We start from the raw sequence: 13613 nt of genomic DNA, 5'->3' as shown, positions 1-13613 counted from the left end.
ATGCTGCAGACCCGAGTGATCGAACCCGCCGAGAATGCCTACCAGTACCCTCTGCTGATCAAGAGCCTGCTGCTCTCGGGGCAGCGTTACGAGCGTAGCCGCGAGATCGTCTACCGCGACCGGCTGCGTTTCGACTACCGCACCCTCAACCAGCGCATCGCGCGGCTGGCCAATGTGCTGACCGCGGCTGGGGTCAAGGCCGGGGATACCGTGGCCGTGATGGACTGGGACAGCCACCGCTACCTGGAATGCATGTTCGCCATTCCGATGATCGGAGCCGTGGTGCATACCATCAACGTGCGCCTGTCGCCCGAGCAGATCCTCTACACCATGAACCATGCCGAGGATCGCTTCGTCCTCGTCAACAGCGATTTCGTGCCGCTGTATCAGGCCATTGCCGGTCAGTTGACCACTGTCGAAAAGACGCTGCTGCTGACCGATGGCGAAGGCGAGGGTGCAGTGCTGCCCGATTGCATCGGCGAATACGAACGACTGCTCGCCGCCGCCGCGCCGAGCTATGCCTTCCCCGATTTCGATGAAAACTCGGTCGCCACCACCTTCTACACTACCGGTACCACGGGTGACCCCAAGGGCGTGTACTTCACCCACCGGCAGCTGGTCCTGCATACGCTGGCCGCCGCGGTTACGGTGGGGTGCCGAGAGAACCCGCAGTTGATGGGCACCGGCGATGTCTACATGCCCATCACGCCGATGTTCCACGTACACGCCTGGGGTCTGCCTTACGTCGCCACCATGCTCGGCCTCAAGCAGGTCTATCCGGGCCGCTACGACCCCGAAGCGCTGGTCGAACTGTGGCGGCGCGAGGAGGTGACCTTCTCCCACTGCGTGCCGACCATCGTGCAGATGCTGCTCAACGCCAAGGCAGCGCAGGGCGTGGATTTCAAGGGCTGGAAGATCACCATCGGCGGCAGTGCGCTGACCCGCGGCCTGTACGAGGCTGCCAGCAAGCGCGGCATGTGCCTGGTCGCCGCCTACGGCATGTCGGAGACCTGCCCGTTGATTTCCGGCGCCCATATCAACGACGAGCTGTTGCAGGCGAGCGAAGACGAGCGCATCGGCTACCGACTCAAGGCCGGGGTTCCGGTGGTGCTGGTCGATGCGGCGATCCAGGGGCCGGACGGCGAATTCCTGCCCGCCGATGGCGTTGCCCAGGGCGAGCTGGTGTTGCGTGCGCCATGGCTGACGCAGGGCTATGCCGGCAATCCGGAAAAAAGCGAGGAGTTATGGGCCGGCGGCTGGCTGCATACCGGGGACGTGGCGACCATCGATGAAATGGGCTGCATCGATATCCGCGACCGCATCAAGGACGTGATCAAGACCGGCGGTGAATGGATCTCCTCGCTGGCGCTGGAAGGATTGATCAGCCGTCATGAGGCCGTACGCGATGTGGCGGTGGTCGGCGTGCCGGATGAGCGCTGGGGCGAGCGGCCATTCGCGCTGCTGGTGCTGTGCGAAGGCAAGCAGCTGGATGCGCAAGGGTTGCAAGGCTTTCTCGAGCCGGCTGTGGCGCAAGGGCATCTCAACAAATGGGCCGTCCCGCAGCAGATCGCCGTGGTCGACGATATTCCCAAGACCAGCGTCGGCAAGCTGGACAAGAAGCGCATCCGCGCGGATATCGCTCGCTGGCTGTCAGAGGGGCACGCGGCGATCTCTTCATTGTGACGAAACCACGCGGCGGGTGGCCCCGCCCGTCGCGTGCTTGCGAGCGTTTCGCTGCCGCGTTCCGGTACTGCCCTTCATCGAGTGTTAACCTCACGCCCCTCGGATCCCGAATCCGATGATCAACGAGTCGATGAAGGAAGTGCTTATGAAAATGCTGAATCTGACCGCCCTCGCTGCGGGTGTCGCGCTGCTGGTCGGTTGCACGACCAACCCCTATACCGGTGAACGAGAAGCCGGCAAGGCGGGCGTCTACGGTGGTGTCGGCGCCATCAGCGGTGCGGTCATCGGTGCGGCCACTTCGAGCAAGAAGGATCGCGCCAAGGGCGCGCTGATCGGTGCGGCGGTCGGTGGCGCGGCAGCTGGCGGTTACGGCTATTACGTCGATACCCAGGAGGCCAAGCTGCGCCAGACGCTGCAGGGCACTGGCGTACAGGTCCAGCGTGACGGCGACAACCTGACCCTGATCATGCCCGGCAACATCACCTTCGCCAGCAACTCGGCGGACATATCCAGCAGCTTCTACCCCACCCTGAATTCGCTGGTACTGGTGTTCAAGGAATTCAACAAGAATGGCATCGATATCGTCGGCTACACCGACAGCACCGGTTCGCTGCAACTGAACCAGGACCTCTCCAACCGGCGTGCACGCAGCGTCGCCGCGTATCTGGAAGGCAATGGCGTGCCGGCTTCGCGCATCTCGTCCTATGGCGCCGGCCCCAGCCAACCGATCGCCAGCAACGACACCGCTTCGGGGCGTGCGCTTAATCGCCGTGTGGAAATCAATCTGCGCCCGCTGTAAGGGTTCTGATAGGTAGCCAGCGAGTTACGCCTACTCCGTGGCGTAACTCTGGCGTCAAATTAAAGATATTGCATGCCTCCTGTGGAACCTCTTCGTAATCCGCGACTCTGACGCTGATGACAGCGAGCCAGTAGTGGCGCTGAGGAGGTCGAATGGATGATCGTTCCACTCTCCATTCCCGCAAGCCTTGGCTGCCATTGTTGGTAACGCTGACATTGATGGCCGGGCTCGGGGGATGGGTTGGCTGGCAGTGGCATGTGCAGGAGAAACAGAATCGCGCCGAGCAGGTGCAGCGTTTCAGCCTGGCTGTCAGCGAAATCGAAAACAAGCTCAGAGAGCGGATGCGCGCCTACGAAATGGTACTGCGTGGGCTGGCCGGGCTGGCCGTGGGCAGTAACCAGGTTTCCCTGAACGACTGGTCGAAGGCGACTGCCCAGCTTCAACTTCAGGATTTCTATCCAGGCATCCAGGCACTGGCCCTGGCGCGCTATGTGCCGCGTGAAGGGCTGCCGACGTTGGTTCAGTCCATCCAGGCCGATGAGCGAGCGGATTTCACCGTATTCCCTCTGGGCGAGCGCGACCAGTACCTGATCACCGACTTCATCTACCCGCTGGACTGGCGTAACCGGCGCGTGATCGGCTTCGACCTGCTCAGCGAGCAGGTCCGACGGGACGCTGTATTCGCCGCGCGGGACAGCGGTAATCCGACGCTCACCGGCCCCTTGCGGCTCAAGCAGGAAACCGAAGAGAACGTGCAGGCGGGCGTGCTGCTGTTCTTGCCGCTGTATGAAGCCGGTGCCCCCGTCACCACTATCGAGGAGCGGCGCGAGGCGCTGGTCGGGACCCTGCATGGGGCGTTTCGTCTGACCGATCTGATCGAGGGGATACTGGCCTCGCGCAGCCAGCTGTTCCAGTTGCAACTGTTCGATGCTGCCGAGCCGGGTCAGCCCCTGCTGGCAGGCCGGGCGCCGGTCAGCCGCGACGCGGCGTTCCACCACAAGCGCAGCCTGTACATGTACGGCCGCAGCTGGCAGCTGGAAGTGGCCAGCACGCCCGAGTACGAGGCGATTCTGGCCAATCCGGGGCGGACCTTCAGTCTGGCGGCAGCGATGGCGGCCGCGCTGCTGTTCGCGCTGCTGGTGGGTGGCTACCTGTATCTGCGGGAGCGCGCCTTGCGCAACAGCCAGGTGCTCGGCCTCCAACTGCAGGAGCGTGAGGCGCGCTTCCGGCAGCTGATCGAACAGTTGCCGGTGGCCACCCTGGTGTGCAATCCGCAAGGGCGCATCGAACTGGCCAACCAGAGCGCCGCAACGTTGCTGGGCAGCAGCGCCGGCCTGCTGGCCGGAGAGCGCCTGGCCCGCTACGTGCCCGGTGCGCTGGAAGAATCGCTGCGGGAGGCCAATCAGCAGGAAAGCCAGGCGCTGCGCGAGGACGGCACGCCGGTTCCGGTATCGGTGAGCCTGACCGGCTTTCGCCGTGACGAGGGCGTTTATCACATTCTCAACCTGTTCGATCTGCAGCCGCGCAAGCGAGACGAGGAGCGCTTCCGGAACGTGGTGGAAGCTTCGCCGAATGCCTTTCTGCTGTTCGACAGCGAGGGGCGGATCGTCATGGTCAATCGCCAGACCGAGCTGCTGTTCGGCTATCCCCGGCAGGAGTTGCTTGGCCAGCCGGCGGAACTGCTGATCCCCGAGTCGATGCGCCGCGCCTATCTGGAGGTGCGCCATCGTTTCATGCAGCGACCCGATTCGCACCGTCTGGGAGAGAATCGCGAGCTGTTCGGGCTTCATCAGGACGGACACCTGCTACCGGTCGAGGTCGGTCTCTCGCCTCTGCGCAGCGGCGACGAACTGCTGGTGCAGGCGGTCGTCATCGATATCAGCCATCGCAAGGCCGCCGAGCAGCGCCTGCGCGAGCAGGCGGACCAGCTGATGGTCGCCAATCGCTACAAGTCGGAATTCCTTGCCAACATGTCCCACGAGCTGCGCACGCCGCTCAACAGCATCCTGATTCTCAGCGACCAGCTGAAACAGAATGCCGGTGGCAACCTCAGCGACAAGCAGGTGCGCCACGCCGAGATCATCTACCGTGCCGGGCACGATCTGCTGCAACTGATCAACGACGTTCTGGACCTGGCGAGGATCGAGGCCGGACACATGCAGCTCAAGCTGGAGTCGCTCGATCTGCGCGAACTGCTGAACGAGCTCGAGACCAGCCTGGCGCCAATGGCCGAACAGAAAGGGCTGCTTTTCCGTGTGCAGGTGGACCCGGATGTACCGGCGCTGCTGATCAGCGACCGGGTGCGCCTGCTGCAGATTCTGCGCAACCTGCTGACCAACGCGCTGAAGTTCACCGAGCGGGGCGAGGTGGAGGTGCGCGTGGGCCGCAGGCCGGCGCCGCAGCCTGACGACGATGTGCTGCTGATCCAGGTGCGGGATACCGGTATCGGCATTGCCGAGGCGGAGCAGGAACGCATTTTCCTGGCGTTCGAGCAGATCGACGGATCGATCAGCCGGCAGTACGGCGGCACCGGCCTGGGGCTGGCAATTGCCCGGCAGCTGGTGGATGTACTGGGCGGCCGGATCGGCGTGCAGAGCGCGCCGGGCGAGGGCGCCTGCTTCACGGTGGAACTGCCGGTGCAGCTGGCGCCTGCCGGCGAAGCCGAGCAGTTGGCGGTGGTGCGGCACCGTGGGCGCGGGCCGGGCCTGCTGATCATCGAGGACGATGCCGATTTCGCCTCGGTGGTGGCCGAAGTCGGTCAGAGCCATGGTTTTTCCAGCATCGTCTGCGGAAACGGCCAGCAGGGCCTGCAAGCCCTAGAGCAGGAGCGCTTCGCGGCGGTGATCATGGACATCCTGTTGCCGGACATCAGCGGCTGGCAGGTGCATCGCGCCTTGCGTGCCGATGGCCGCCACCAGGACGTACCGGTCTACATCATTTCCAGTGCGCCGCCACCGCAGGACTGGCAGGACGGTGATTCGCAATACCTGCTCAAGCCGGTCTCCCAGGCCGAGCTGGAGCGGCTGTTCATCAACCTGGCGCAACGGGAGCGCAATCCCATGCGTCTGCTGCTGGTGGAAACCGATCCCGGGCGGCGTCATCGCTTGCACAACTACCTCGAGCAGCTCGGCTACCGCGTGACCGACTGCCGTCGTAGCGAGGAGGCGCGCCTGGCCTTTGCCGAGCGGCCGTTCAGCGTGCTGGTGATCGATTTCGATCTGCCCAACGAAGATGGCCTGGATCTGCTAGAGGCACTGGGGCGCCTGCGTCCCCTGCAGGACGTGTCGGTCATCGTCAACAGCGAGGAACCGCTGTCGGAACACAATCTTCAGCGGCTGCGGCGTTATTCCGCGGTCGCATTGTCAAAGCACGAGGGACTCGAGCATATGAAAGAGGCATTGAAGCCCGCCGCGACCGAGGTTGGGGCTGTTGCAATGAATGAGGCGCAGCATCCCTCTCTGGGGCAACGGGTATTGCTGGTGGATGCTGACGTGCGATCCATCTACACCCTGAGTGCATTGCTCGACGAGCAGGGGCTGCAGGTGGTGCCGGCCACGAGCAGTAGCGAGGCGCTCGAGCGTTTCACCGAAGACGCCTTCGATCTGGCGTTGATCGACACGGCGCTGCGAGACGACGACGGGCCGGCGCTGATCCGCCAGCTCAGGAACGACTATGGTTGTCAGGTGCCGGTGGTTGCCCTGTTTGGTGAACCCGAGGAGACCGAGCGGGAGCGCTGCATCGAGGCGGGTGCCAACGACTACCTGGCAAAACCGGCGGACCGCCAGAGCCTGGCGCGCCTGCTGCAACGCTGGCTGAATCGCGATGACGATTCTTCGCAGAGCTGACAAGGAGATTCATGTGACGCACTCTTCAGCTACGACGACCCCGGCAGGGCCGGTCTTCGGCGGAATCGAATCTGCGGCCCATGGAGTATGCGGGTAATGCCGAGACTACAGCCCAAGCACCAATCCGTCGCACGGACGCTGCTGGTCGTCGATGACCGCGAGGCGAATCTGGTGGCCATGGAAGCGCTGCTGGGCGATGGCGACTGGCAGGTGCTGACGGTCAATTCGGGGGAAGCGGCGCTGCAGACGCTGCTGGAGATCGATGTGGAACTGGTGCTGCTGGACGTGCAGATGCCCGGCATGGATGGCTTCGAAGTCGCTCGGCTGATGCGGGGCAACCCGCATACCCGCTATACGCCGATCATCTTCGTCTCGGCCATCGCCCATACCCGCGAGTCGGTGTTGCGCGGCTACGCCACAGGGGCGGTGGATTTCGTCCTCAAGCCCTTCGATCCGCAGGTCCTCAAGCACAAGATCAACACCTTGCTCAGCCATGAGCACAACCGGCGCAATCTGCAACTGCTCACCCAGCAGCTGGACAGCGCCCGGGCCTTCAACGCCTCGGTGCTCAGCAACGCGGCCGAGGGCATTCTGGTGGTGGGTGAGGATGGCTTGATCAACTTCGCCAACCCGGCGATTGCGCAGATGCTGCACACCAGTGTCGAGGCGCTGCAGGGCACGACGCTGCTCGAGCATCTCGCCGCGCCGCAGATGCCGCAGGCCTGGCGCGAATCGGAGTTCTATCAGCACTGGCGCAGCGGCGAAACCTACCGCCTGCATGAAGCCCAGTTGCACACAGCTGCTGGCGGCACCCTGCCGGTGGCGCTGTCGTCCTCGCCGCTGCCTCGTCAGCAGCGTTCGATGGTGGTGATCGCCCTCGACATGTCGGTGGTGCGCAACCTGCACCTGCAACTCGAGACCCAGGCGGTTACCGATTCGCTGACCGGCCTGCTGAACCGGCGCGGCTTCCACCAGGCACTGGCCTCGGCACTGGCACGGGTCGATCGCGATGGCCGGCGAATGGCGATTCTCTATATCGACCTGGACGGCTTCAAGCGCATCAACGATTCGCTCGGCCACGACGCTGGCGACGAGATCCTCTGCCGCGTGGCGCGCGTGCTGGAAACCTGCATGCGGCCCTATGACATCATCGCGCGCATGGGCGGGGACGAGTTCACCGCCTTGCTGGACTCGCTCAAGCACCCGGAAGATGCCGCACGGGTGGCAGAGAAGCTGATCGAACTGATTTCCGTGCGGCATACCATCGACGGCACCGAAGTGACCCTGGGCGCCAGCGTCGGTATCGCGCACTTCCCCGATTCGGGGCAGAGCGTCGAGGAGCTGCTGCGTTCGGCCGATATGGCCATGTACGAGGCCAAGCGTGCCGGCCGGCAGCAATACCGCTACTTCTCGCAGGAAATGAACGGCCGCGCCCACGCTCGGCTGACCATGGAGGAAAACCTTCGCAGGGCCATCGACAAGAACGGCTTCAGCCTGGCCTACCAGCCGCAGATCATCCTCGAAAGCGGCAAGCTGCGAGGGTTCGAGGCCCTGCTGCGCTGGAATCAGGACGGCAGAGGCTATGTCCAGCCCAACGTGTTCGTGCCACTGCTGGAAGAAACGCGCCTGATCGACCGCGTGGGCAAGTGGGCGCTGCGCGAAGGGTTGCGGCAGTGCCGCGACTGGCGCGAGGAGTTCGGCGACGAACTGGTCATGAGCTTCAACGTCAGCCCTGTGCAGTTTGCCCGGGCCGGCCTGCTGGACGACCTGCGGCGCCTGCTGGACGACTATCAGCTCGATCCGGCGCAGCTGGAACTGGAGGTGACCGAGGGTGCGCTGATGCAGGACCTGGAGCAGAGCTGCGAGAAGCTTCGCCAGCTGCGCCGGCTGGGGGTGCGGGTGGCCGTCGACGATTTCGGCACCGGCTATTCCTCGCTGGCCTACCTGCGTCATTTCGAGCTGGATACCCTGAAGATCGACCGGTTGTTCATCGCCAACATGCTCGACTCGCCGCGCGATGCGGCGGTGGTCAGTACCATCATCGACCTGGGACGCAACCTCGAGCTGGAGGTGATCGCCGAAGGTGTCGAGACGCTGGCCCAGCGCGACTGGCTGATCGAGCACGGCTGTCAGGTGATGCAGGGCTTTCTCGTCGCGCCGGGACTGTCGTTCAGCCAGGCCCTGGCCTTTCCGCACGAAGTGGACTGGCGCCAACTAGGCGATTCGACCAGCCACTGATCGCCAACAGGCCGTTGAAAGACGTAGGCGAGGCAGGCAAGACGAGGCTGTTTTCAACGAAGTTGCCAATGCAGTTAGCTTTTCAACAGCCGACTATTTCGGTGGAAAAGCCTGGTGCAGGGCCTCCAGCTCCTCGTCCTTGTCACGCCAGAGCTGGTTGACCCACTGCTGGAATTCGAGCCGGTACTGTTCGTCCTGATCGTAGTTTCGATGCAAAAACTGCTCGGGTACCGGTTGTGCATGGATGCGCATCACGGCCTGTTCGATGCGGCCGCTGAGCAGGTCCCAGAAACTCGGCGCGCCGCCCGGGTAGTGGATGGTGACGTCGATCACCGCGTGCAGCTGCTCGCCCATGGCGTCGAACACGAAGGCAATTCCGCCCGCCCGTGGTTTGAGCAGGTAGCGGTATGGCGAGACCTGCTGGTCGTGCTTGGCCTGGGTGAAACGCGTGCCCTCCAGGAAGTTGAATACCGAAACCGGGTTGGTCCGATAGCGCTCGCAGGCCTTGCGCGTCGTGATCAGGTCCTGGCCGCGCTTTTCCGGATGCCGCTCCAGGTATTCCTTGCTGAAGCGCTTCATGAAGGGGAATTCCAGCGCCCACCAGCACAGCCCGATCACCGGCACCCAGATCAGTTCCTGCTTGAGAAAGAACTTGAGGATCGGCATCCGGCGGCTGAGCTGGTACTGCAGCATCAGGATGTCGGCCCAGCTCTGGTGGTTGCTGGTCACCAGGTAGGAGTGCCGCATGTCGACATGCTCCAGCCCGGTGACATCCCAGCGGGTGCGCTGCACCAGATCCATCCAGAAGCTGTTGACGGCCATCCAGGATTCGGCGATCCAGTGCATGCCGAAACGCAGGGTGCGCTGTATGCGCGGCACCGGTAACAGCACCTTCAACAGCGCCAGGGCGAACAGCGGCCAGCACCAGAACAGCGTATTCAGCGCCAGGATCAGACCGGCCAGGATGCCCCGCAGGGGAGCAGGTAGGAAGTTCAGCATCGATGATCTCGTTTCGCTCATGAGGGTCTGTTGTCGTTTCAATGCAGGCCGCGTTGCAGCGAGAAATGGCGCCAGGTTAGGCGTAGGACGCAGGTAATGGCATTCCCTTGCCAAGTCCTACAACGACAGCTGGCGCCATTTCCCGCGCAACCCTTCGGGCCGGGCCTGTTTTTGCGCGATGCGGCGTTATTCGTCGTTCATTTGGAATGCCAAACCTCGCTCCTCATGCCTTGCTTCGCGCAAAAGCAGGCTCCGGCGCGGCCGCATATGAAACGGCAACAGACCCTTGGGGCGGCAGAGTAACGATTGCGCGCCGAACTGCAAGTGGGATCGTCATCTCGGGAGGGAGACGCACTGCGCCCGCGGCCGTAACGGTCGCGGGCGCAGTGCGTGGTCGATCAACCTTTCTGGTTGTCGGCCTGCAGGGCGGTCAGTGCGATGGTGAAGACGATGTCTTCGACCAGGGCGCCGCGCGAGAGGTCGTTGACCGGCTTGGCCAGGCCTTGCAGCATTGGCCCTACGCTCAGGCAGTTGGCGTTGCGCTGGACGGCCTTGTAGGTGGTGTTGCCGGTATTCAGATCGGGGAAGATGAACACCGTGGCCTGGCCTGCGACCAGGCTGTTCGGCGCCTTCTGCCGGCCTACGCTGAGTACCGATGCCGCGTCATATTGCAGCGGGCCGTCGATCGGCAGGTTCGGCGCGCGCTCCTGGGCGATGCGCGTGGCTTCCACGACTTTCTCCACCTCGGCGCCGCTGCCGGAGCTGCCGGTGGAGTAGCTGATCATCGCCACGCGCGGATTGACGCCGAGCGCGACCGCCGACTCGGCGCTCTGCAGGGCGATTTCCGCCAGTTCGGTGGCGTTCGGGTTCGGGTTCACCGCGCAGTCGCCGTAGACCAGTACCTGGTCCGGCAGCAGCATGAAGAACACCGAGGACACCAGGCTGTAGCCCGGCGCGGTCTTGATCAGCTGCAGGGCCGGGCGGATGGTGTTGGCGGTGGTGTGCACGGCACCGGAAACCAGGCCGTCGACCTCGTCCAGGGCGAGCATCATGGTGCCGAGCACCACGGTGTCGGCCAGCTGTTCACGCGCCTGCTCGGGCGTCAGGCCCTTGGCCTTGCGCATCTCGCACATCGGCTCGACGTAGCGGTTGAGGATGTGTTCCGGATCGAGGATTTCCAGGCTGGCCGGCAGGTTGATGCCTTGCTCGCGGGCGACGGCCTGGACTTCTTCCGGCTTGGCGAGCAGCACGCAGCGAGCGATGCCACGTTCCTGGCAGATGGCGGCGGCGCGGATGGTGCGCGGCTCGTTGCCCTCCGGCAGGACGATGCGCTTGTTGGCTTCCTGGGCGCGCTTGACCAACTGGTAGCGGAACGCCGGTGGCGACAGGCGCAGCTCGCCTCGCGGCACGCTGAGACGGCTGTGCAGGTACTCGGGCTGCAGGTGTTTGGCGATGAACTCGGTCACCCGGGTGGCGCGTTCGATGTCGTCCGCAGGCGTTTCCTTGTTCAGGCCGAACAGGTTGGTCGCGGTGTCGTAGGAGCCGGTCTGCACGGCCATCACCGGCAGGCCGCCGTCGAGCGCGGCCTTGCACAATTCCATGATGCGTGGATCCGGCTCGAAATCGCTGCACAGCAGCAGGCCGGCGAGCTTGACGCCGTTGAGCGAAGCCAGGCAGGCGGCGAGGATGATGTCGTCGCGGTCACCGGGGGTGACCACCAGCACGCCCGGCTCCAGCAGCGGGACGGTGCTGGGAACGGCGCGTGCGCAGAGCAGGATCTTGTTCACGCGGCGCTGCTCGGCCTCTCCGGCATGCAGAATGCGCGCTTCGAGCAGTTCGGCGATATCGCGGGTGCGCAGCGCATTCAGCTCCTCGGCGAAGGGGATCGCCCCCAGCAGCTGGAAGTCGCCCGTGCCGAGGATCGGCAGCTGCTCCTTGAGCCGTTCGATGAAGGCGGGCAGGCCGTCTTCGCTCTTGATCTTGTTGAGGATCACGCCGAGCACCTTTGGGTCCTTGGTGCCGCCGAACAGCTGCGCCTGGATCTCGAGGCGCTCGGCCATGCGCTTGAGCGTGTCCTTGCCCTGCGCTGCGATCAGAATGACCTCGGCGTCCAGGCTCTTGGCCAGATGGCTGTTGATGCGCGACGTGTGGTTGAACTCGCGCGTCGGCACCATGCCTTCGACGATCACCACATCCTTGCCGGCGGCGACCTGCTGGTAACGGCTGACGACGTCTTCGAGCAGCAGGTCCAGCTCGCCATCGGCCAGTTGGCGTTCCACCTGCTCCAGCGGCAGAGGTTCGGGCGAGCTGTGGTTGAGCGTGCGTTCCACCAGGATGCACGAGCGCTCGAGGCCACGGTCGAGGGGGAAGGGCTGGGCGATGGGCTTGAAGAATCCGACCTTCAGGCCGGCGCTTTCGAGGGCGCGGATCAGGCCAAGGCTGATCGAGTTGAGGCCGCCGCCAAAACCTGAGGGGGCGAGAAACAGCGTATGCATGAGGATCTCCTTCTATGGAGTCGGAACCAGGCGAGCAACGCGAAACCCGACGCGGGCGTCGGGTTCGGAGTGCGCTGCGCGCGCCTGCAAGCCTGGTCAGACGTCGAGCAGGGCGAGCGTGTCCAGAGCGATCTGGCGTTCTTCGTTGGTCGGTACCACCAGCACGCGCGGGCTGCCTGCGGCCTGGATTTCACCACCGACGCCGCGTGTGCAGCGGGCGTTGGCCTGCTCGTCGAGCTTGAAGTTGAACAGCTTCAGATGTTCGAGCGTGCGGCTGCGAACGGCGGAAGAGTTCTCGCCGATACCGCCGGTGAAGATCAGGCCGTCCAGCTTGGGCAGTGCGCAGGCCATGCCGGCCAGGGACTTGGCCAGGCGATAGCAGAACACCTCGAACGCCAGCATGGCGCCCGGATGGCCGGATATGCGTGCTTCGTAGAGGGTGCGCATGTCGTTGGACAGACCGGACAGGCCCTTCAGGCCGCTGTCATGGTTGAGCATGCGGTCGATCTGCTCCAGGCTCCAGCCCAGGGTGCGGTGCAGGTAGCTGTGCAGGTTGGGGTCGACGTCGCCGCTGCGGGTGCCCATGACCAGGCCTTCCAGCGGCGTCATGCCCATGCTGGTGTCGCGGCTTTCGCCGTTGACCACGGCGCAGGTCGAGCAACCGTTGCCCAGGTGGGCGGTCAGCCAGCAGCTGTCCTCGACGGGCAGGTTGGTCATCTCCGCGGCGCGCTTGCTCACGAAGTGGTGGCTGGTGCCATGGAAGCCGTAGCGACGGACGTTGTGTTCCTTGTAGAGGAACTCCGGCACCGCATAGCGATAGGCATGCTCGGGCATGGTCTGGTGGAACGCGGTGTCGAACACGGCGACCTGCGGCAGCTCCGCGAACAGTGCGAAGGCGGCATCGATACCGATCAGGTTGGCCGGGTTGTGCAGTGGCGCCAGTTGCGCGTTGGCACGGATGGCCGCGAGGACTTCGTCGGTGATCAGGCAGGAGCCGGTGAAGTGCTCGCCGCCATGCACCACGCGATGGCCGATACCATCGATCTTGCCGCCAGCGGCTTCCTGCGCCAGCGGCAGCAACTGTTCCAGTGCGGCGAGGTGAGCGGCTCCGGGTATTTCCAGGCTTTGCTTTTCGTCGCCCAACTGCCAGTGAAGCACGGCTTCCGGGCTGCCCAGGCGTTCGGCCAGGCCTTGCAGGGGGAAAGTCGCTTGAGCTTCGTTGACCAAGGCGAACTTGATCGACGAGCTACCGCAGTTGATCACCAGGATGTTGCGAGCCGACATCGGATTTCCTCGATTTAGCTGGATTTTGTTTTTAATTAGCGTCTGCCAGTTATTTCAGGCCCGGATTCTTTCACATCCTGCCGGAAACGGATGCCATCCGAAGGTTGTATGCGAGGCGCCTTAAGCATGTCCTTCAAGGGTCTGTTGACGTTTCGGCGCGGCCGCGCCGAAACGTCAACAGACCCTTAGCCTCGTGAAACCTCCATTTATCTGGCCCCGGTTCGCATTCCGCGTAACTGACGGTTAAACTTTTGCCCATCATTCCCCAAG

Annotated in this window: 7 protein-coding genes; 4 read left to right on the top strand and 3 right to left on the bottom strand. The window is 64.0% G+C overall.

Annotated elements, in window-relative coordinates:
• The 4 genes from EA795_RS16250 to EA795_RS16235 all read left to right on the top strand — a co-directional run bounded on the left by EA795_RS16250 (nt 1) and on the right by EA795_RS16235 (nt 8565).
• Nucleotides 1–1683, top strand: coding sequence for a fatty acid--CoA ligase (locus EA795_RS16250; protein WP_122078406.1), 1683 nt, complete (start codon nt 1–3; stop codon nt 1681–1683).
• Between the two features lie 145 nt (nt 1684–1828).
• The gene (locus EA795_RS16245; RefSeq protein WP_058074221.1) at nt 1829–2482 is read left to right on the top strand and encodes a YiaD family glycine zipper/OmpA-like lipoprotein; all 654 of its coding nucleotides are present in this window, start codon (nt 1829–1831) and stop codon (nt 2480–2482) included.
• A gap of 152 nt (nt 2483–2634) precedes the next feature.
• Entirely contained in the window at nt 2635–6327 is a 3693-nt protein-coding gene (locus EA795_RS16240; protein ID WP_122078404.1) for a CHASE domain-containing protein, read from the top strand.
• Between the two features lie 96 nt (nt 6328–6423).
• Nucleotides 6424–8565: a putative bifunctional diguanylate cyclase/phosphodiesterase gene (locus EA795_RS16235; protein WP_122078402.1), complete on the top strand. Its 2142-nt coding sequence runs from the start codon at nt 6424–6426 to the stop codon at nt 8563–8565.
• Between the two features lie 93 nt (nt 8566–8658).
• Here EA795_RS16235 and yihG read toward each other — a convergent pair whose 3' ends face one another.
• From yihG to EA795_RS16215, 3 genes are all read right to left on the bottom strand, one after another.
• Nucleotides 8659–9564, bottom strand: coding sequence for a 1-acylglycerol-3-phosphate O-acyltransferase, YihG family (gene yihG, locus EA795_RS16230; RefSeq protein WP_122078400.1), 906 nt, complete (start codon nt 9562–9564; stop codon nt 8659–8661).
• Between the two features lie 398 nt (nt 9565–9962).
• Nucleotides 9963–12059: a phosphate acetyltransferase gene (gene pta / locus EA795_RS16220; protein WP_014853865.1), complete on the bottom strand. Its 2097-nt coding sequence runs from the start codon at nt 12057–12059 to the stop codon at nt 9963–9965.
• Nucleotides 12060–12155: 96 nt separating this feature from the next.
• Nucleotides 12156–13343, bottom strand: coding sequence for an acetate kinase (locus tag EA795_RS16215; protein WP_058074099.1), 1188 nt, complete (start codon nt 13341–13343; stop codon nt 12156–12158).
• Between the last annotated feature and the right edge of the window lie 270 nt (nt 13344–13613).

Origin of the sequence: Stutzerimonas nitrititolerans, from assembly GCF_003696285.1 — a bacterium.
Lineage (GTDB): Bacteria > Pseudomonadota > Gammaproteobacteria > Pseudomonadales > Pseudomonadaceae > Stutzerimonas > Stutzerimonas nitrititolerans.
This window is presented reverse-complemented; position numbering and strand designations above follow the sequence as displayed.

Excerpts from the sequence above, each read along its gene's own strand:
- EA795_RS16250 (WP_122078406.1), top strand. The coding sequence starts at position 1 with ATGCTGCAGACCCGAGTGATCGAACCCGCCGAGAATGCCTACCAGTAC.
- EA795_RS16245 (WP_058074221.1), top strand. The coding sequence starts at position 1,829 with ATGAAAATGCTGAATCTGACCGCCCTCGCTGCGGGTGTCGCGCTGCTG.
- EA795_RS16240 (WP_122078404.1), top strand. The coding sequence starts at position 2,635 with ATGGATGATCGTTCCACTCTCCATTCCCGCAAGCCTTGGCTGCCATTG.
- EA795_RS16235 (WP_122078402.1), top strand. The coding sequence starts at position 6,424 with ATGCCGAGACTACAGCCCAAGCACCAATCCGTCGCACGGACGCTGCTG.
- yihG (WP_122078400.1), bottom strand. The coding sequence starts at position 9,564 with ATGCTGAACTTCCTACCTGCTCCCCTGCGGGGCATCCTGGCCGGTCTG.
- pta (WP_014853865.1), bottom strand. The coding sequence starts at position 12,059 with ATGCATACGCTGTTTCTCGCCCCCTCAGGTTTTGGCGGCGGCCTCAAC.
- EA795_RS16215 (WP_058074099.1), bottom strand. The coding sequence starts at position 13,343 with ATGTCGGCTCGCAACATCCTGGTGATCAACTGCGGTAGCTCGTCGATC.